The sequence below is a fragment of the Nitrospirillum goiasense genome (assembly GCF_034427435.1).
In the GTDB taxonomy this organism is placed as follows: Bacteria; Pseudomonadota; Alphaproteobacteria; order Azospirillales; family Azospirillaceae; genus Nitrospirillum.
In genome coordinates this window covers 926,309-945,261 of sequence record NZ_JAXQNP010000004.1, presented here as the reverse complement: position 1 = coordinate 945,261, position 18,953 = coordinate 926,309, and the positions used below count along the sequence as shown (strand labels likewise).

Annotated in this window: 15 protein-coding genes; 5 read left to right on the top strand and 10 right to left on the bottom strand. The window is 68.8% G+C overall.

Annotated features, from left to right (window positions below; all coding sequences use genetic code 11):
- Positions 1-5 precede the first annotated feature (5 nt).
- The 4 genes from ULB03_RS25935 to ULB03_RS25920 form a co-directional block, all read right to left on the bottom strand.
- The gene (locus ULB03_RS25935) at positions 6-1,262 is read right to left on the bottom strand and encodes an efflux RND transporter periplasmic adaptor subunit (RefSeq protein ID WP_322485967.1); all 1,257 of its coding nucleotides are present in this window, start codon (positions 1,260-1,262) and stop codon (positions 6-8) included.
- A gap of 476 nt (positions 1,263-1,738) precedes the next feature.
- Positions 1,739-2,296, bottom strand: a complete 558-nt coding sequence (locus ULB03_RS25930; protein ID WP_322485966.1) for an arsenate reductase/protein-tyrosine-phosphatase family protein — start codon at positions 2,294-2,296, stop codon at positions 1,739-1,741.
- 37 nt (positions 2,297-2,333) lie between these two features.
- A complete protein-coding gene (locus ULB03_RS25925) occupies positions 2,334-2,846 on the bottom strand; it encodes an arsenate reductase ArsC (RefSeq protein WP_322485965.1) in 513 nt (170 codons plus the stop codon).
- A gap of 185 nt (positions 2,847-3,031) precedes the next feature.
- The gene (locus tag ULB03_RS25920; protein WP_322485964.1) at positions 3,032-4,447 is read right to left on the bottom strand and encodes a methyl-accepting chemotaxis protein; all 1,416 of its coding nucleotides are present in this window, start codon (positions 4,445-4,447) and stop codon (positions 3,032-3,034) included.
- Between the two features lie 320 nt (positions 4,448-4,767).
- On the opposite strand from ULB03_RS25920, the gene ULB03_RS25915 reads away from it, so the two are divergent.
- On the top strand, positions 4,768-5,541 hold the full coding sequence (locus ULB03_RS25915) for a ferredoxin--NADP reductase (RefSeq protein WP_322485963.1): 774 nt from the start codon (positions 4,768-4,770) through the stop codon (positions 5,539-5,541).
- 66 nt (positions 5,542-5,607) lie between these two features.
- On the opposite strand, the gene ULB03_RS25910 is transcribed toward ULB03_RS25915, so the two are convergent.
- The 6 genes from ULB03_RS25910 to ULB03_RS25885 all read right to left on the bottom strand — a co-directional run bounded on the left by ULB03_RS25910 (position 5,608) and on the right by ULB03_RS25885 (position 11,565).
- Positions 5,608-6,324, bottom strand: coding sequence for an RES family NAD+ phosphorylase (locus tag ULB03_RS25910; protein WP_322485962.1), 717 nt, complete (start codon positions 6,322-6,324; stop codon positions 5,608-5,610).
- A complete protein-coding gene (locus tag ULB03_RS25905) occupies positions 6,318-6,731 on the bottom strand; it encodes an MbcA/ParS/Xre antitoxin family protein (protein ID WP_145731685.1) in 414 nt (137 codons plus the stop codon). The genes ULB03_RS25910 and ULB03_RS25905 overlap by 7 nt, the downstream gene beginning before the upstream one ends.
- A 65-nt stretch (positions 6,732-6,796) precedes the next feature.
- Complete coding sequence (locus ULB03_RS25900; protein WP_322485961.1) at positions 6,797-8,206, bottom strand: serine hydrolase domain-containing protein; 1,410 nt, start codon at positions 8,204-8,206, stop codon at positions 6,797-6,799.
- Between the two features lie 58 nt (positions 8,207-8,264).
- Positions 8,265-9,395, bottom strand: a complete 1,131-nt coding sequence (locus tag ULB03_RS25895; RefSeq protein WP_322485960.1) for a helix-turn-helix domain-containing protein — start codon at positions 9,393-9,395, stop codon at positions 8,265-8,267.
- 4 nt (positions 9,396-9,399) lie between these two features.
- Entirely contained in the window at positions 9,400-10,575 is a 1,176-nt protein-coding gene (gene purT, locus ULB03_RS25890) for a formate-dependent phosphoribosylglycinamide formyltransferase (protein ID WP_322485959.1), read from the bottom strand.
- 18 nt (positions 10,576-10,593) lie between these two features.
- On the bottom strand, positions 10,594-11,565 hold the full coding sequence (locus ULB03_RS25885) for a phosphoribosylaminoimidazolesuccinocarboxamide synthase (RefSeq protein WP_322485958.1): 972 nt from the start codon (positions 11,563-11,565) through the stop codon (positions 10,594-10,596).
- Positions 11,566-11,806: 241 nt separating this feature from the next.
- Between ULB03_RS25885 and ULB03_RS25880 the strand changes: the two genes are divergently transcribed.
- The 4 genes from ULB03_RS25880 to ULB03_RS25865 all read left to right on the top strand — a co-directional run bounded on the left by ULB03_RS25880 (position 11,807) and on the right by ULB03_RS25865 (position 18,876).
- Entirely contained in the window at positions 11,807-13,471 is a 1,665-nt protein-coding gene (locus ULB03_RS25880) for a hybrid sensor histidine kinase/response regulator (protein WP_322485957.1), read from the top strand.
- Positions 13,465-14,736, top strand: a complete 1,272-nt coding sequence (locus ULB03_RS25875) for a response regulator (RefSeq protein ID WP_322485956.1) — start codon at positions 13,465-13,467, stop codon at positions 14,734-14,736. The genes ULB03_RS25880 and ULB03_RS25875 overlap by 7 nt, the downstream gene beginning before the upstream one ends.
- Before the next feature lie 267 nt (positions 14,737-15,003).
- Positions 15,004-17,166, top strand: coding sequence for a TonB-dependent receptor (locus ULB03_RS25870; protein WP_322485955.1), 2,163 nt, complete (start codon positions 15,004-15,006; stop codon positions 17,164-17,166).
- A 318-nt stretch (positions 17,167-17,484) separates the two neighbouring features.
- The gene (locus tag ULB03_RS25865) at positions 17,485-18,876 is read left to right on the top strand and encodes an L-serine ammonia-lyase (RefSeq protein WP_322485954.1); all 1,392 of its coding nucleotides are present in this window, start codon (positions 17,485-17,487) and stop codon (positions 18,874-18,876) included.
- The last annotated feature ends 77 nt before the right edge of the window (positions 18,877-18,953 follow it).

The following is an 18,953-nucleotide window of genomic DNA, read 5'->3' as shown; positions in this document are numbered from 1 at the left end:
GGGTATCAGGGGCGCGGCGTCTCGGCCGGGGCCGGCGGGGCCCCCTGGTCCGACAGGGTGACCGGGGCGCCGTTCTGCAGCTTGTTCTGGCCCACGGCCACGACGCGGTCGCCGGGCTTGACCCCGCTCAGCACCACGACCTTGCCGTCGGCGCGGTCGCCGGTCTTCACAAAGACGCGGTCGACGTGCAGGGCCGGCTTGCCATCCTCGCCATTCACCGGCTTGCCGTCCTTGTCCACCGTGGGGCGGACCACATAGACGCTGTTGCCATACAGCGAGTAGTCCACCGCCGTTTCCGGCAGGGTGACCTGGTTGGGCGTGACCGGCAGCACGACGGTGACGTTGCCGAACATGCCGGGCTGCAGGGCGTGGTCCTTGTTGGGAATGGTGGCCTGCAGCTTCACGGTGCGCGTGTCGCTGCTGATCTGCGGGTCGATGGCGGTGACGGTGCCCTGGAACACGCGGCCCGGGTAGGCGTCCACGGCGACGCGCACCGTCTGGCCCACGGCCACGCGGCCGCGCTCGCCCTCCGCCAGGGTGAAGTTGGCGTACAGCTCATCCAGGTCGGTCAGGGTGACGACGGCGTCGCCGGCCTTGACGTACTGGCCCACGTCCACCTGGCGCACGCCCAGCACGCCATCGAACGGCGCCCGCACCAGCAATTGGGCGATCAGGGCGTTGGTCTTGGCGATGTTGGCGTTGGCCTGGTCCAGCACGGCCACCTGCTGGTCCACCGTCTGCTGCGAGGTCGCCTGCTTGGCCACCAGGGCGCGATAGCGGGCGAGGTCCAGTTCCGCCACCTTGGCCTGGGCCTTGTAGTTGGCCAGGTCGCCCTGCTGCGGCTTGTCGTTCAGCTGCAGCAGGGGCGTGCCCGCGGTGACCGTGGCGCCGGACTGGAACAGGATCTTGGTCACCGACCCGCCGACCTCGGGCGTCACCGTGACCTGGTGGACGGCCTGCAGCGTGCCCACGGCGGGCAGCAGTTGCGGCACATCCTCCACCTTGGCCACGGCGGTGGCGACCGGCGGCGGCGGCGGCATCATCTTTTTCAGGACTTGGCCGATCATCGCCGGCTTAACGGTGTTGTTAAAGTAAACGAACAGGCCGCCGATGATGGCCAGGACAATCACCGTCAGGATCATGAACAGGGCGATGCGCGGTGGCCGCTGCTGCCCGCCCTGGCCCCGGTATTCCTGGCGGGACAGGCCCGTCAGCGGCGCGTCCGGTTTCGGCACGGTGGTCACGGTCGAATGGGATTCCATGGTCTCGGTCTCGCTCGGCGCAAATAGTCCCCGGCGCCGGTGGGCACAAGCCCGCCGGCTGGGCGTTGGTGTCGGTATCGAAGCGGCACACGTCAACAGGTCGCCGCGGGGGAACCCGGGCGATGGTTGGCCACCGGATGCGAAGAACCATTCCTTGCAGGTCCTTCCATACCACCAGACCCCGGAAATCCAGGGGCGGGCGGCGACAGCCGACAGCGGTGCGCTTTCCTAAACGATGGCCTGTCCCCGGCGATCCGATGCCCCCGCACCCGATCCTTCCGATCCCATGGGCCCTCATTATTGCGCGGACTATGGGCAGGGCCGCTGATACTGCCAGTGAGCGGTGTCACAACCGGCCGGGTGCTTTTCAAGAAATCCGGAAAAAATGCAAGGATTGCTCCGATTTCCCGAATGATCCGCACCCGTGGGCGTCTTTGCCCCGTCGTTTCCTAATTATTCGGGGACGCTGAACGACGTCAGCCGACGCGGCACAACCCGTCCTCCGGGCCCTCGTCCCAATGGCTGAGCGCCAACAGGCAATGGGCGGGCAGGATGGCCAACAGGTCGATCCGCCGGCGCAGGTCTTGGAAGACCGCGTCCACCACCGCCTCCGGGTCGGCGGCGACACCAGGGTCCAGGCTGGGATCGGGATCCGGCAGGGCCCAGTGCGCCGTCACCAGCTGGCCCGGCCAGGCGCCGGCCATGCCGGTGGCGGCCAGTTCGCTGACGGTGATGACGATGTCCACCGGCGGCGCCACGGGTCCTATGTACCGGTCCAGCGGCTTGGGCGCCAGGTCCCGGGTGTCGACGCCCTCCGCCCGCAGGCGGGCCAGGACAAAGGGATTGATGTGGTCGACCGGCATCAGGCCGGCGCTGTGGGCGTCGAATCGATGCCCGGCATGGTGGCGCAACAGCGCCTCCGCCATCAGGCTGCGGCCGGCGTTGACCCGGCCGACGAACAGGACGCTCAGGCGGCGGTCCGTGTGGCCGGGACGTGGCGCGGGTTCATCCAGCATCGGGCTGTCAGGCGGCATCGTCGGATCCAGGGGTTGCGGCCTGGGTGGGCGGGGCTCAGCCCGCCGCAGCCCAGCCTTCCTCGCTATTATGCATCGCGGCCAGCGTCTCGGCCGTCAGTCGGGCCAGGCGCTGTTCCGGCAGGGAACAGAAGATACGCACCCGCCGCTCGATCATGCCGAACAGCAGGTTGAACAAGGCGCGCTGTTCCACCTCCGACCCCTTGAACCCCTGCGGGTCGGGGAAGCCCCAGTGGGCGATCATGGGGTGGCCCGGCCAAGCCGGCGCCACGGCCCCGGCGCTGGCGTCGCAGGTGTGGAAGATGAAGTCCATGGGCGCCACGTCCGGGCCGGCGAATTGGTTCCAGGACTTGGGGTGCAGGCCGTCCGTGGAAATGCGGGCCTTGGTCAGCAGGTCCAGGGCGATGGGGTTGCAGTCCGGCAGCGGGTCGGAACCCGCGCTGAACACCACGAACCGGTCGCCGCCCCAGTGACGCATCAACGCCTCGGCCATGATGCTGCGGGCGGAATTGAACTGGCACAAGAACAGGACCCGATAGACTGTCGCCATGTCGCTTCTTTCCCCCTCTGGCTCACGGCTTTCCCGCGCCGGGGGCCCCCATCGCCCCAGGGTCAGGAACCGCGGCCCTGTGCCGCCCGCCCCCTGGGGCGGCACATTTAACCGTATGCTAATCCCAGCGTATGCCAGTCTTGTGACGCTGGTGTTGCAGGCCGGCGAAAAGGGACGAGGTTGCCTCAATCAAGCGCGGTAGCAGACCCGCAGTCCCCCCACAGTCGGCCGCGCACCCAGATGGGGGCGGAGGCGTCCTTCATAAGGGCGAAGACGCCGCCACCCATGTCGCGGCGATAGGTCTGCAGCAGGAAGGGGGCCGTGTTGCTGCTGGCCGCCGCGGCGCTCTTGTCGGGGTAGATACGGCGGTTGCGCCCATAGGTGGCGTTCCATACCGGATCGGGGCCATGAGGCTTGCTGAATTCCGGATTATGGCAGGGGATCAGGCGGTTATGGTCCGTGGGCGCGCAGAAGATCATGCGTGGGTCCATGGACATGACGGGATCGTGCAGCGGCGTCACCGCCTTGTCCAGGAAGGGGATGTAGCGGGTCATGTACTGTTGCGGGTTGGTCCCCGCGATGGGCTTGAGTTCCTTGTCGAACAGGTCGTCCAGGGTCAACTCGCCGGTCGCCAGGGCCTGCTCCATGCGCTCGGAAATCTTCGCCGCGACCTCGCGGGCCTTGTCGATGAAGGGCGTATCCTCGGTGGTGTAGCCGGAGGTGGCGGTCAGCATCATGATGGCTTCCGCCCGGCCCAGGGTCCGGTCCAGATGGGTGGTCCCCTCCTTCAGCGCTTTGCTGGACAATTCCGCGTCGCGATGCAGCGCGTCCACCGTCTCCTGGAAGCCGCCGCAGCGCTCGGCGATGTCGCCGGTCGCGCCGGCGATGGCGGTGGCGTTTTCCTCCACCTGGGCGACGGCGGCGCCCACCGTCTCCACCGCGCGGCCGATGGTGGCGGTGCTGCGGCCCACGCGCTCCGCCTGTTCGGACCCGGTCGCCATGCGGGCGGTCAGGCGCCGCACCTGTTCGGTCAGGGCCTTCAGCGTGGCGTCGATTTCCGCCGTGGCCTCCGCCGTCTGGCGGGCCAGCGCCTTCACCTCGGTGGCGACGACGGAGAAGCCGCGGCCGGCCTCGCCGGCGCGGGCCGCCTCGATGGTGGCGTTCAGGGCCAGCAGGTTGGTCTGGGCGGCGATGCGGTTGATGTCGCTGGAGACGCGTGCCACCCGGGTCATGGCCTTTTCCAGGCCGCTCAACTCATCGGCGCTGGCGTTCACCGCCGTGACCAGGTCGCCGATGGCGGCCAGGGACTGGCGGATTTCCTCCGCCGAGGTGTCGACATCCCGCCGGGCGCCGGCGGCGACCCCCTGGGTCGCCTGCGCCATGCCGGCGATGCTGCGGTTACTGCTGACGATGTCGCGTGAGGCCGCCTGAATTCCCGCCAACTCGGTGGTTTGGCTGTCGATGGCCTTTTCCACCTGATGAATGCTGCCGACGACGTCGGCGATGTCCACACTCAATCGGCCGACTTCCGTCGCGATATCGGCGATCAGCGGCCCCGCGTCCACGCGCGCTTCGTTGAAATGAAGGGTATCCACGGCCATGTCCTCTCCCCACGGATCAAGGCGGTCATTCTGCGCGCCAGCCCGTAAACAAAAAGCAAACGGCCCCCAAACTAAGGAGGTGGCCCGAAAGGATAGGGAATTTAACGGAAATTGCTCTCATCCTTTGGTTGATCACATAATGCAGTGGGGAAAGAGCTATTTTTCCAGGATTGTCTTGTAATACCCCGTCATTCGACCAGATATGCAGTCGCAGCGATCCAGGGCAGTGTATTTTCGCATTTGCGGAAGGGCGGGGAACCGCCATTCTCCCCGGCTTAAAGCGATGTTTTCCGGTGTGTCAGGAAGAGGGTATAGCGAGGATGAGCGCGTTTCTGTCCGGCAAGGTCACCCATGTCCATCATTGGACGGACAACCTGTTCAGCTTCCGGCTGACCCGCGACCCGTCCTTCCGTTTCCGCAACGGCGAATTCACCATGGTGGGGCTGGAGGTGGACGGCCGTCCGCTGATGCGCGCCTATTCCATGGCCAGCACCAATTATGAAGAGCACCTGGAATTCTTCAGCATCAAGGTGCCGAACGGCCCCTTGACCTCCCGCCTGCAACACATCCAGGAGGGGGATGAGGTGCTGTACGGCCGCAAGGCCACCGGCACCCTGCTGCTGGACAACCTGCTGCCCGGCCGCACCCTGTACATGCTGGGCTCCGGCACCGGCCTGGCCCCGTTCATGAGCCTGATGAAAGACCCGGACGTTTACGAGCGCTTCGAGAAGGTGGTGGTCACCCACACCGTGCGCCGCGTGGCCGAGCTGGCCTATTACGACGACATCACGAAGCACCTGCCGAATGACGAGTTCATCGGCGAGATGCTGCGCGACAAGCTGGTCTACTACCCCACCGTGACGCGGGAGCCCTTCCGCACCGAAGGCCGCCTGACCGACCTGATCAAAAACGGCAAGTTCTTCGCCGACATCGGTGAGAAGCCGTTCGATCCGGCCCAGGATCGCGTCATGATCTGCGGCGGCCCCGGCGTGCTGAAGGACCTGCAGGACCTGTGCGAGGAAGCCGGCATGCGGGAAGGCAGCTCCAACGAGCCCGGCCACTACGTCATCGAGAAGGCCTTCGTGGAGCGCTGATCCGGCGATCCGCGCCCCTACGGTTCACGGCCGCGTCTCCCGCAAGGAGGCGCGGCCGTTTGCGTTTCAGGGCTCCGGTATCGGCCGCCAATCCTCTTCACCAATGACGATGTAGCGGGTCACGGCGCGGCCATCCCAGTGATAGCGCAAGGTGCGCGCCTGCAGGATGGGCGGGGTGATCAGGTCGGGGTAGTAGAGGGCCGCGGCCAATCCCCGGGGCCAGCGCACGCTGGGATACAGCACGCCGTCGCTGCCCTGGGCCTTCAGCCGCTTGCCCAGCGCTTGCCCCGCCGTCCAGTCGTCCGGCGCCAGGGTGTCCCGGAAGGCCTCGCCGCGCACGTCGTGCAGCGTCCCTGAGACCCGGGCCGTCAACTCGCGGAACTGGGCGTCGGCCGCCGGCTCCTCCGTCATGCGCATGAAGCGGCCGAAGTGATGGACGGTTTCCATCAGCGCCACCTCGAACCGGTCACCGCAGTACCACACGCCGAAGGCGCCGTCGGAAAAGCGGCTGGGCCGGTCGGTGGAGGTGTGGGTGAAGGCGCCCATGGCCAGGCTGGCGCCTGGGCCCGACAGGCGGCGGTTCCGGGGCACCAGCGACAGGTCGCCCACCTCGTCCCGCACGCGCGGATTGGTCTTGGCCTCCGCGCTGGCGATCAGGTCCCAGTCGGCTGGGTCGGCGATGTCCTCGAACAGCCAGACGGGCGGGTAGATGGTGCGGACGATGCGATAGGCCGGGCGCCAATCCAGGGTCGTGACCGGCGGGTCCGCGGGCGGCGTCACCACCCGCCGCGCTCCGCGTCCAGATAGTTGCGAACGGCGGTCAGGTCCGCCGGGGCGCCGGCCAGCATGCGCTGCAACGCCGATTGGCCGTTGAAGGCGGCGTTGGGCTTGGCCACCCAGGCATAGGCCCGCTCCGGTTCCATGAACAGATAGCGCAGGGCCTTATGGATGCCCATCAGGTCGCCCAGGCGCCACAGCAGGTCGGGCGGCAGGCTGCCGATGTCGCCCCGTTTCCAGCGGTAGAAGGTGGAGGGGCTGGGCTGGCCCAACAGCACGCGGGCCTGGCCGTCATCCACCCCCCACAGGCGGAACAGGTTGAAGACGGCGCGCAGCATGGCCGCCCCCTCCGCCTGGGTGACGGCGCCGGGGATTGCGGTATCGGGCGCACTGGCGGGCAGGGCCTGGGCCATGGCGAACTCCTTAATGCCATATGGCAGTCAATATAAGATAAACTGCCATATGGCACAAGGGCCGCTCACTTGAAGGCCGCCACCGCATCGGCCACCAGCCGCTCCAGCGCCAGGATGTCACCCTCCGGCAGGTAGGACATGCCCAGCCGGACAATGACCAGGTGGGCGCTGGGGATGATGACGATGGACTGGCCCTGGTTGCCGCGGGCCATGAAGCTGTCGGCCGGCATGCCGGCGCGCACCCGCCGGGCAGCGGCGCCCCCCTTGTCCGTATCAGGGCCGGCCCGGTTGGTCCAGAAGCCGGCGCCATAGCCGCAGTCCTCCGACCCCGGCGTCAGGCGGGCGGAATAATCGACCCAACCCTCGGGCAGCAGGCGCCGGCCGCCCACCACGCCATCGTCCAGGAATAGCTGGCCGAAGCGCGCCCAGTCCCGTGCCGTGGCCCACATATGGCTGGACCCGATGGGCGTGCCGGTCGCGTCCAGTTCCAGCGTGGCATGCTCCATCCCCAGGGGATCGAACAGCTCACGGTGGGCGAAGGCAAGAACGTCGGCGCCGCCTCCGCCCGTCCTTTGCTTGATCAGGCGGGACAGCAGCAGGGTGTTGCCGTTGCTGTAGGTCCAGGCCTGGCCCGGTGCCGCCTTGGCCGGCGCGGACTCCGCCATCGCCGCCATGTCGGCGCGGGCGTACACCATCTGCGTGGTGGGGTCGGCCATGCTGGTCCAGTCAGCGGTCAGGGACTGGCCGAAATCCAGCCCGCTGGTCATGCGCAGCAGGCTATCCACGGTGATGTCCCGGCGCACGTCGTGGTCCCAGGCCGGCACCTCCAGGCGCTGGTCCACCGTCAGTTCGCCCCGCCGCACCAGGATGCCGATCAGGGCGTTGGTGACCGACTTGGTCATGGACCAGCCGATCAGGGGCGTATCGATGCCCACGCCGGGGGCGTACCGCTCCGCCACCAACTTGCCTTCGCGCAGGATGACCACCGCCTTGGTCCAGCGGCGGGCGGCTCCGTCCGGCTCGGCGAAGGCCCGGTCCAGCGCCGCCGTCAGGGCGGGATCGGTGGGCGTCACCACCGCCGGCCCGGCGATGGCCGGCAGCAGGGGCGGGGTGGCGGGAGGCAGGGGGACGCGCGGGCCGGACGGCGGATCCTCCGCCGTCAGCACGCGGCAGCCCGCCGGCCCTTCATAAACGGCCGTGCTCTCCACCAGGCCGGCGAAATGGGTGGTCACCGTGCCCTTGGCGCGGTCGACCTCATAGCGGGTCAGGGCCCCGCCCGGCCGTATCTGCGGGGTGACGCCCTGGGCGAAAAAGGTGTCCGCGTCCAGACCGCCGACGAACACGGCGGAGCAGATCTGGTGGCTGGTGAAGTGGGCCGGCACCGCCACGGCGCGGCGCACGCCGTCGCAGCCGGTCAGGGCCAAGGGTAGAAGCAGGGTGGGCAATAGCAGGACGGGTGGCAAACGGGGCGGCATGGATGGCGCTCACGGCTGGGAAGGGGTGTCCCAGGTTTGGGGGCCGCCGCCCCGCCGGTCATGCCGGATTTGAAATCCGGCTAGCCGCTGCCACGACATTTGACGGTTCGGCCAGGGCCTGGCGGCGATAGTCGCCGGGCGTCAGGCCGGTGTCCGTCTTGAAGGCGCGGTTGAACGGCCCCAGGGAGCCGAAACCCGCGTCCAGCGCGATGGTCAGGATGGGCACCTCGGCCTGTGCCGGATCGGCCAGCGCGGCCTTGGCCTCCGTCAGACGGTAGTGGTTGAGGAAGGCGTTGAAGTTGCGATGGCCCAGCCCCTGGTTGATCAGCCGGCGCAGGCGATATTCGGGCAGGCCCAGCTCCACCGCCAGCTGGCCGATGGTCAGGCCGTCGCGGCGATACGCGCGGTCCAGGCGCATGGCCCGTTCCAGCGCCGTCACCCAGATGGGATCGACGGCGGCGGGCCCCGACCCTGGCGCCGGCGGCGCGGTATGAACAGGCGGGCACGAGTCGTGGAACAAGGCCTGGCCGCCGCCGACGCGCAGCAGCGACCACGCGATGACGCCGGCGATGGTCAGCAGGCCGGCCGCGTCCAGCAGGTTGCCGCCGCCGGCGCCCCCGGCCGGTCCCCGCCCCATCGACGAGGGGCCCGCCAAGGTGGCCAACGCCGTGACGGTGGAGTGCAGGGCGGCGGCGACCACGATGAACAGGCGCAGGCGGCGGCGGGGCTCCACCAGGTCGGCCGCCGCGGTGGCCATGGCCTGCCAGGCCGCCAGGCCGGCCCACGCCAGGGGTTGCAAATCCAGGACCAAGCCCAGGGGGCCTGCGGCGGGGTGATGGCCGGGCACCAGCACCAGACCCTGGGTCATGCCCAGGCCCGCCAACGCCAGCCATGCCAGACCTTGCCAGGGACGGGGGCGGAAGGCGTCGTCGAACAGGCTGCAGGCGAACAGCCAGAAGACGAAGCTGTTGGCGGTGGCCAGGCCCATCAGCGGCCCGGCCCACAGCCCCGCCGTGGCATGCAGCCCAGGCAGGCTGCACAGGGCATAGGCGGCGCTGCCCACGGCGAACAGCGCCCCTAGCCGGGCGGCCGTCACCCGGGGGTAGGCCGCCAGCAGCCGGCCGGCCAGCAGGACCAGCAGGCTGACCACGCCGCCGCGCAGGAACAGGTCTAGGGCGGCGGCGTCCATGGCCTTAGTCGCGGTAGCTCAGCCACACCGTGTCGGCCGCCCGCTTGGCCAGCGCCCGCGCCTCGTCAGCGGTGGCGCCCTCGGCCAGGGCCACGCCCATGCGGCGATAGGGCCGGGTGGTGGGCTTGTTGAAGATGCGCACCTCCACGTCATGCTCGGCCGTGCCCAGCGCCAGGGCGTCGGCCAGGCCTTCCACGCCGAAGTGGGTGGAGTCCTGGCTGGCCAGGATGACGGCGCTGGCGGTGGGCCCGCGCAGGGTGATGCGCGGGATGGGCAGGCCCAGGATGGCGCGGGCGTGCAGGTCGAATTCCGACAGGTTCTGCGACATCAGCGTCACCATGCCGGTGTCGTGCGGGCGGGGCGACAGCTCGCTGAACACGACGTCGTCGCCGGCCACGAAGAATTCCACCCCGAACAGGCCATAGCCGCCCAGATTGTCCACCACCTTGCGCGCCATGTCGCGGGCGGTTTCCAGCGCCTGGGCGTCCATGGGCACGGGCTGCCAGGATTCCTGGTAGTCGCCGCGCTCCTGCCGGTGGCCGATGGGCTCGCAGAACACCACGCCGTCGCGCGTGCGCACGGTCAGCAGGGTGATCTCATAGTCGAAGGCGATGAACTCCTCGACGATCACCTTGCGCCGGTCGCCACGCATGTTGGCGACGGCGTAGGTCCAGGCGGTTTCCAGTTCCGCCGCCGTGCGCACCGTGCTCTGCCCCTTGCCGGAGGAGGACATCACCGGCTTAATGACGCAGGGCAGGCCGGTGTGCTCGGCCGCCGCCCGCACCTCTTCCAGGCTTTCGGCGTAGCGGTAACGGGAAGTACGCAGGCCCAGTTCCGTGGCCGCGACCTCACGGATGCGGTCGCGGTTCATGGTCATGTAGGTGGCCCGCGCGCTGGGAACCACGGTATGGCCCGCGGCCTCCATCTCCTGCAGCACCTCGGTGCGAATGGCCTCCACCTCCGGCACGATATAGTCCGGCTTGTGGCGCAGGATGGCGGCCTTCAGCGCCTCGCCATCCAGCATGGAGAACACCTCGAACTCGTCGGCCACCTGCATGGCCGGCGCGCCGGCATAGGCGTCGCAGGCCACGACATGGGCGCCGTAGCGCTTGGCGGAAATGACGAATTCCCGGCCCAGCTCGCCCGAGCCCAGCAGCAGGATTTTGGCGGTCGCGGTCATGATGGCGGCGGTCCCGGCTTAGAAGTATTGGGAAAGGTTGCGGCGGATGCGGGCCAGCGCCCCATCCGGGTCGCGGGCGGGCACGTAGGTCTCACCCGTGATCATCTCATAGGCCTGGATGTAGATGGCCGCCGCCTGCAGCACCACGTCGCCCGGAATCTCCGGCACGTCGTCGGTGTAGGGGTCGCAGCGCGCCACCACCCAGCTGCGCACGAAATCCTTGTCGAAGCTCTCTGGCCGCTCGCCGGCCTCGAACTTGGCGGGGTAGGTTTCGGCGAACCAATAGCGGCTGCTGTCCGGCGTGTGGATCTCATCCGCCAGGATGATGTTGCCGTCCTGGTCCAGGCCGAACTCGTACTTCGTGTCCACCAGGATCAGGCCGCGCTGGGCCGCCAGTTCCCGGCCGCGGGCGAACAGGGCCAGGGCCTTGGCCGACAGCTCTTCCCACTGGGCGGCGGTCAGCAGCTTGCGCTCCACGATCTCCGCCGGGGTCAGCGGCTCGTCATGGCCGCCGTCGAAGGCCTTGCTGGTGGGGGTGATGATGGTCGCGGGCAGCTTCTGGTTGGGGCGCAGCCCGTCCGGCAGGGTCACGCCGTACATCGTGCGCTCCCCCTTCTTGTACATGGACAGGATGGAGGTGCTGGTCGTGCCGGCCAGATAGTCGCGCACCACCACCTCGACCGGCAGGATGTCCAGGCGCTTGGCCACCACCACGTTGGGGTCGGGATAGTCGATGACGTGGTTGGGGCACAGGTCGCGGGTGGCCTCGAACCAATAGCGCGCCGTCTGGGTCAGCACGGCGCCCTTGTGCGGCACCGCCGTCAGGATGCGGTCGAAGGCGCTGAGGCGATCGGACGCGATGATGATGCGCCGCCCGTCGGCCAGGTCATAGTTGTCGCGCACCTTGCCCCGGTAGTGCTTGGGCAGTTCCGGGATGGTGGCGTCGTCGAGGACGTTGGCGGGGGCGAGATCGGAAGGGGTGAGGTCCACCGGGCACCTGAGGGGTTGCGGCGCCCCCCGTCAGCGTCGGATCGGGGGGCGGGGTTGGAATCGCGCGCGATCCTAGTGCGGCCGCGTCCGTTTGACCACTGCGCGGAGGGCGGGGGGCCTACCCATCGCCGCCTGGTCAGGGCGATGGGCCCCGGGGGCCCGACACCTCCCCCCGGATCTCTATATCCGGCGTGCCCGCCGGGTTATGGTGGCGGTCCCCGCTCTCACCAACGCCCGGTTGATGCCGCTCCGTCTCCGCCTCGCCCTGACCTTCGGTATCCTGGTGGCCGTGGCCACCTTGGCGGCGACGCTGGTCATCGGCGGGCTGGCGGCCCGCCGCGTGCGCACCGACATCGCCCGCCAGATGGCGGACGTCGCCTTCCAGACGGGGGACAAGCTGGACCGTGGCATGTTCGAACGCTGGCGCGACGTGCAGGTCGCGGCGTCGCTGGCCAGCGTGTTCAAGGTGGGGGCCGACGAGGACCGGCAGCGCCGGTGGCTGGACCGGCTGAAGCAGACCTTCCCCTCCTACGCCTGGATCGGCTTCGCCGACCCCTATGGCCGCGTCATGGTTTCCGCCGACGGCCTGCTGCAGGGGGCGGATGTGTCGCAGCGCCCCTGGTTCGCCGCCGCCCGCGACCATGGCTCCTACGCCGGCGACGTGCATGAGGCCAAGCTGTTGCAGAAGGTCATGGGGTCCCCGGATGGGGAGCCCCTGCGCTTCGTCGATGTCGCCGCCGCCGTGCATGACGACAAGGGCGGGGTGCAGGGGGTGCTGGGCGCCCATCTCAGCTGGACCTGGGCGACGGAGGTAACGCAATCCGTCCTGGGGGCGGCGGCCGAGCGCTCGGGCGTCCAGGTGTTGGTGCTGTCGCAAGGCGGGACCGTGCTGCTGGGGCCGGAGCCCTTCGTCGGGCGCGACCTGGCGATGGCCCGTGACGAGGGCGGCCGCCCCATGATCCGGTGGCCCGATGGCGGGCCGGACGACTTTCTGATCGGCGTCAGCCAAAGCAAGGGCTATCGCGACTACCCGGGGCTGGGCTGGTGGGTTGTGGCGCGCCAGCCGGCGGCCGTGGCGCTGGCCCCGGTGCACCAGTTGCAACGCCTGGTGGCCGTCGCCGGCGGCGGCATCACCCTAATGGCGCTGCTGATCGGCTGGTTCGCCGCCGGCCGCCTGGCGGCCCCCCTCGAGCGCTTGACGAACGCGGCGGAACGGCTGCGCCTGCACCCGCTTCCCCAGGCGGGGGACGCGGAAGATCCGCTGGATACCCTGCCGGCCGTGGCGGGGGACCGCGAGATCGTGTCCCTGGCCGACAGCCTGCGCACGGCCTTCGCCACCATTCGCGCCCAGGCGGGGGAACTGGCGCAGACCAACGTCACCCTGGAAAAGCGGGTGGAGGAGCGCACGGCGGCCCTGGCGGCCGCCAACATCCGCCTGATGAACGACCAGATCCGGTTGGAAGGGCAGGCCACCGCCCTGGCCGCGCTGGCGGAGGAGCGGGACCGCGCCCGCGCCGCCGCCCAGGCCGCCAACCAGGCCAAGTCGAATTTCCTGGCGGCCATGAGCCACGAGGTGCGCACGCCCCTGAACGGTATCCTGGGCATCGCCCAACTGCTGTTGGCCGGTCCCCTGCCGGCGGAGGTGCGGCCCCAGGTGCGCACCTTGCAGCAAAGCGGCCAATCGCTGCTGACCATCGTCAACGACCTCCTGGACGTCTCCAAGATCGAGGCCGGCAAGCTGGTGCTGGAGGATTTGGCCTTCAGCCTGGAGGACCTGGTCGACGGGGTGCGCCGCCTGATGCAGCCCAGCGCCCAGCAAAAGGGCCTGTCGTTGACCATGACGCTGGACCCGGCGCTGAGTCCCGGCTACCGGGGGATCCGGCGCGCCTGCGCCAGATTTTGCTGAACCTGGTCAGCAACGCGCTGCGCTTCACCGACAGCGGCGGTGTCACCATGGCCGTCGCGTTGGCGGATACCCAGGCCACCGATGGCAGGACCTCCGACACCGGGGGCACCTTGCCAATCCGCCTTCACTTCTCCGTCACCGATACGGGGGTCGGCCTGTCGCCCACCCAGGCCGGGCGGCTGTTCGAACGCTACGCCCAGGCGGACGAGACCATCGCCCGCCGGTATGGCGGCACGGGTCTGGGCTTGGCCATCTGCCGCGATCTCGTGGACCTGATGGGCGGCGATATCGGCGTCGACAGCCGCGAGGGGGCCGGCAGCCGTTTCTGGTTCACCATTCCCCTGGTGCTCGCGGCTGCGGAGGATGTCGCGCCGCTGGCCCCCGGCGCCACGGCGGTTCCGGCGCTGCCTCCCGCCGCCCCCGCGCTGGGTGGGGAGGGGGCCCCCGCCACCGGGGCACCGGCCGGCCGTATCCTGTTGGTCGAGGATGACGCGGTGAACCAGCATGTCGCCCTGCTGCTGTTGCGCCGCGCCGGCTATGCCGTGCGCCTGGCCGAGGATGGCCAGCAGGCGCTGGACATCCTGGCCGCCGACACGTTCGACCTGGTGCTGATGGATATGCAGATGCCGGTGCTGAACGGCCTGGAAGCCACGCGCCGCCTGCGGGCGATGGAGGCCGGGACGGGGCGCCACGTTCCGGTCATCGCGCTGACCGCCCACAGCCTGTCGGATCGCGTCGACGATCATCTGGCCGCCGGCATGGACGATCATCTGGTCAAGCCCTTCGACCACGACCAGTTGCTGGATCGCGTCGCCTTCTGGCTGGGCCGTGCCGGGGGTGAGGCCATCAAGGTCGAGCAGGCGCCGCCAAAGGACGCACAAGGGGATGCGCCCATCTTCGATCCCGCGGTGCTGGGCCGGCTGTCGGCCCTGGTGCCGCCGAACCATTTCCGCACCGTGATCCAGGAGATGGTGACCAATGGCCTGGCGCGCGTGGAGCGCATCGCCGCCCAGGCGGGCGCCGGGGACGTGGCGGCGCTGAAGCGCGAGGCGCACAACCTGATCTCCACCGCCGGCAGCGCGGGGCTGGGGCGCCTGCAGGCGCTGGCCCGGACCCTCGACGGCGCCTGCGCCGCTGGTGATGTCGACCGCGCCCGCCTGGTCGCCGGCACCATCGCCGCCGTGGGGGCCGGCGACTGGCGGCGCCTGGATGATCTGCTGCCGGTCCAGGAGCGGGCCCAGGGCCCGGAAACCCAGGCGCCCTGATCGCCACCACTGCGACCTTCTGTCTTTTGCCGCGTCCGCGCTTTCCCGTTGACGCCCATGCTGCGCCGCGTTAAAAACATGTTACGTTATACTATAACATAACGAAAACCAGCAGTTGGGGCCTGTCTCCACCCTATCCAGCCGTCGCCGACGTCCGTACCGCCCGTGTCCGGACCATGGTGACGGTTGGTTTGGGGCCAACGGGGGCGGCTTGAAGGGAAAAGGGTCGCCCATACATGCGGGCGGCTTGCAGGAAAGGTGGAAGGTATGGCTTTCAAGGTGGGGCGCGCCGGGATTCTTGGCGCCATTCTGTTGGGTTCGGTCAGCACCATGGCGCTTGCCGCCGATGATCCGGCTGCGGAGCCGGCGGGTGCCAGCGGCCAGCTTGGCAACAATTCCGCCAGCGGCCCCATTCCAGAGATCGTCATCACCGCCAAGCGTCTGCTGGACGCCCGCAACAGCATCCAGCCCGAATTGGGCGCCACGTCCTACAAGATGGACGAGGCCGCGTTGGAGGCGCAGCCGGGTGGCCTGAACAACGGCCTGAACCAGGTGATGTTGCAGGCGCCGGGCGTGGCCCAGGACAGCTTCGGCCAGTTGCACATCCGGGGTGAGCACGCCAACCTTCAGTACCGCATCAACGGCGTCATCCTGCCGGAAGGCATCAGCGGCTTCGGCCAGACGCTCAGCCCCCGCTTCGCCCACAGCGTCAGCCTAGTCACCGGCGCGCTGCCGGCGCAGTACGGCCTGCGCACCGCCGGCATCATCGACATCCAGACCAAGTCGGGCGCCTTCGACAACGGCGGCGACATCAGCGTCTATGGCGGCAGCTATAACACGCTGCAGACCAGCTTCGACATCTCGGGCTCTTCCGGCACGCTGAACTATTTCGCCTCGGGCGATTTCAAAACCAGCGGCGTGGGCATCGAATCCCCCGATGGCAGCGGCAAGCCCAACCATGACCGGACCGAGAACGGCCGCGGTTTCGTTTTCGTCCAGGACATCCTGGACCCCGACACCCAGGTCAGTCTGCTGGCGGGAACGGAGCGCGGGCAGTTCCAGATTCCCACCCGCTCCGGCCAGTCGCCCAGCCTGGGCTACAATTTCAACGGCCAGACCGACTATCCCAGCGAGAAGATCGACGAGGATCAGCGGGAAATCACCCATTACGCCGCCGCCACATATCTGAAGGCGCTGGATGCGGTGACGGTGCAGTCCTCGATCTATGGCCGCTATTCCAGCCTGTGGTTCAAGCCCGACCCGGTGCCGGATCTGCTGTACAACGGCATTTCGCAGGAAGCCTACCGCCGCTCCATCGCCGGTGGCTGGCAGACGGACGGCAGCTGGGTGGTGAATGACCAGCACACGCTGCGCGCCGGCCTGCTGATGCAGGTCGAACGCTCCACCGGCAAGACCACGTCGCAGGTGTTCCCGGTGGATGACAGCGGCGCCCAGATCGGCAGCACGCCCACCACCGTGCGCGATGATTTCGGCAAGACCGGCTACAGCGAAAGCGTCTACATCCAGGACGAATGGAAGTTCGCCCCCACCTGGACGCTGAATGTCGGCGGCCGCTTCGACAGCTTCCAGCAGTTCGACAGCGAAAGCCAGTTCAGCCCGCGCGTGAACCTGGTGTGGCAGCCGACGCAGAAGACCACGCTGCACGCCGGTTACTCCCGCTACTTCACCCCGCCGCCGTTCGAGCTGGTGTCCAACACCTCCGTCACCAAGTACGCCGGCACCAGTGCCGCCGCCGCCAGCAGCGTCAACGACGCCCCCAAGGCGGAGCGTGCCAATTACTTCGACGTCGGTATCGAGCAGAAGCTGACCGACGCGCTGACCGTGGGCGTGGACGGCTATTACAAGAAGTCCAAGAACATGCTGGATGAGGGCCAGTTCGGCGCCCCCATCATCCTGACGCCCTTCAACTATGACCAGGGCACCCAGAAGGGTATCGAGGTTTCGCTGACCTACGCCGTCGACAACTTCCAGTCCTACGCCAACTTCGCGGTGTCGAAGGCGGAGGGCAAGAAGATCGTCTCCAGCCAGTTCAGCTTCAGCCAGGATGACCTGGACTACATCGCCACCCACTACATCCCGGTGGACCACGACCAGCGCTTCACCGCCTCGGCCGGCGCCAGCTACCGTATCGACAAGACGCTGCTGACCACCGACCTGATCTACGGTTCCGGCCTGCGCGCCGACGGGGCCACGCCCAATGGCGCCGCCCTGGCCGGCTATGTCCAGGTCAACCTGGGCGTGGTGCAGACCCTGAACCTGCCCACGGTCGGGCTGATGGACGTGCGGTTCGACGTCATCAACCTGTTCGATGAGAAGTATGAGATCCGCGACGGAACGGGGGTCGGCGTGGGCGCCCCGCAATATGGCCCGCGCCGCGGCTTCTACTTCGGCCTGACCAAGATGTTCTGATCCTTGGCCGCCGCCCGGATCGTCCCCGACCCGGACGGCGGCCTTGGAACCGGATCAGCCCAAGGCCCCCTCGATGCCTTGGGCGGTTCCTGGTTGGGCGGAGGGGACCTCACCCCTGACGGCGGGCCCGGGAGGCATGGTCTTCCCGGGCCCGCTTCATTTTAAACATCATCAAAATATTCGGCGTGGGGATGCCAGTGGCGGGCGCTCCAGGAACGCGGTATCAAGGCGCCTGGCGGTTGGGCGCCCGCGAGGTTCGCCGCCGGAATGGTGCGGCGCCGCGGCGGGACGCGGCCGCGCGGGAATAGGGCATCGGGCATGAGCATCAGCGTCTTCGAACTGTTCAAGGTGGGCGTCGGCCCTTCCAGCTCCCACACCATGGGGCCGATGACGGCCGCCTGCCGCTTCGTGCGGCGGCTGGCCGCCGACGGAACGCTGGAGGCCGTGGCGCGGGTGGAGGTGCAGTTGTACGGCTCCCTGGCCCTGACCGGCCGGGGCCATGCCACTGACACCGCCGCCATCATCGGCCTGACCGGCCAGATGCCGGCCGATGCCGATCCCGACGCCTGCGCCGCCCTGGTCGCCCGGGTGCTGACCAGCCGCCGCCTGCCCCTGAACGGGGTGGATGCCGGGGCGGGGCGCGAAATCGACTTCGACGCCGGGCGCGACATCCGCTGGGAAGGCGGCAGCCAACTGCCCTTCCACCCCAACGCCATCACCTTCGTCGTGTTCGACGCCACCGGCGCGGAGCTGGCGCGCGGCACCTATTATTCCGTCGGCGGCGGCTTCGTGCTGGATGAGGATGAGGCGCGGGCCAACGCCCCGGCCAATCCCGGCCCCGCCGTGCCCTATGATTTCGCCAACGCCGACCAGTTGCTGGACATGGCGGCCAAGGCCAGCCTGACCATCGCCGAACTGATGCGCGAGAATGAGCGCGCCGGCCGCACGGATGCGGAGATCGACCAGGGCCTGGATCGCATCCTGGCCACCATGGACGCCTGCATCGACCGCGGCATGCGTGAGACTGGCATCCTGCCCGGTGGCCTGGACGTGCCGCGCCGCGCCGCCAAGATCCATGCCCAGCTGCTGCAGCGGCAGGAACGCATGCTGCGCGACCCGCTGTCGGTCATGGACTGGGTGAACCTGTGGGCCCTGGCGGTGAATGAGGAGAACGCGGCCGGCGGCAAGGTCGTGACCTCCCCCACCAACGGGGCGGCCGGCATCATTCCGGCGGTGCTGCGCTATTACGAGCGCTTCCATGATCCCGATCGCCGCCGCCTGCACATCTTCCTGCTGACCGCCGCCGCCATCGGCGGCCTCTACAAGCGCAACGCCAGCATCTCCGCGGCCGAAGTCGGCTGCCAGGGCGAGGTGGGCGTGGCCTGCTCCATGGCCGCCGCCGGCCTGACCGCCGCCATGGGCGGCACCAACGCCCAGATCGAGAACGCGGCCGAGATCGGCATGGAGCACAACCTGGGCCTGACCTGCGACCCCATCAAGGGCCTGGTGCAGATCCCTTGCATCGAGCGCAACGCCATGGGCGCCATCAAGGCCATCGACGCCGCCCGCCTGGCCCTGATGGGCGACGGCACCCACAAGGTCAGCCTGGACCGGGTGATCGAAACGATGCGGCGCACCGGCGCCGACATGAAGGACCTGTACAAGGAAACGTCCCTGGGCGGCCTGGCGGTGAATTTGCCGGAGTGTTGAGTTTTATTGTTCCTCAGGCGCCGGCGGGGCATCCGCCCCTTGGCTATCCTCCCTCCGCTCCTTCGGTGCTCGGTCCG

Excerpts from the sequence above, each read along its gene's own strand:
- ULB03_RS25870 (WP_322485955.1), top strand. The coding sequence starts at position 15,004 with ATGGCTTTCAAGGTGGGGCGCGCCGGGATTCTTGGCGCCATTCTGTTG.
- ULB03_RS25880 (WP_322485957.1), top strand. The coding sequence starts at position 11,807 with ATGCCGCTCCGTCTCCGCCTCGCCCTGACCTTCGGTATCCTGGTGGCC.
- ULB03_RS25865 (WP_322485954.1), top strand. The coding sequence starts at position 17,485 with ATGAGCATCAGCGTCTTCGAACTGTTCAAGGTGGGCGTCGGCCCTTCC.
- purT (WP_322485959.1), bottom strand. The coding sequence starts at position 10,575 with ATGACCGCGACCGCCAAAATCCTGCTGCTGGGCTCGGGCGAGCTGGGC.
- ULB03_RS25895 (WP_322485960.1), bottom strand. The coding sequence starts at position 9,395 with ATGGACGCCGCCGCCCTAGACCTGTTCCTGCGCGGCGGCGTGGTCAGC.
- ULB03_RS25925 (WP_322485965.1), bottom strand. The coding sequence starts at position 2,846 with ATGGCGACAGTCTATCGGGTCCTGTTCTTGTGCCAGTTCAATTCCGCC.
- ULB03_RS25930 (WP_322485966.1), bottom strand. The coding sequence starts at position 2,296 with ATGCCGCCTGACAGCCCGATGCTGGATGAACCCGCGCCACGTCCCGGC.
- ULB03_RS25920 (WP_322485964.1), bottom strand. The coding sequence starts at position 4,447 with ATGGCCGTGGATACCCTTCATTTCAACGAAGCGCGCGTGGACGCGGGG.
- ULB03_RS25905 (WP_145731685.1), bottom strand. The coding sequence starts at position 6,731 with ATGGCCCAGGCCCTGCCCGCCAGTGCGCCCGATACCGCAATCCCCGGC.
- ULB03_RS25915 (WP_322485963.1), top strand. The coding sequence starts at position 4,768 with ATGAGCGCGTTTCTGTCCGGCAAGGTCACCCATGTCCATCATTGGACG.
- ULB03_RS25935 (WP_322485967.1), bottom strand. The coding sequence starts at position 1,262 with ATGGAATCCCATTCGACCGTGACCACCGTGCCGAAACCGGACGCGCCG.
- ULB03_RS25900 (WP_322485961.1), bottom strand. The coding sequence starts at position 8,206 with ATGCCGCCCCGTTTGCCACCCGTCCTGCTATTGCCCACCCTGCTTCTA.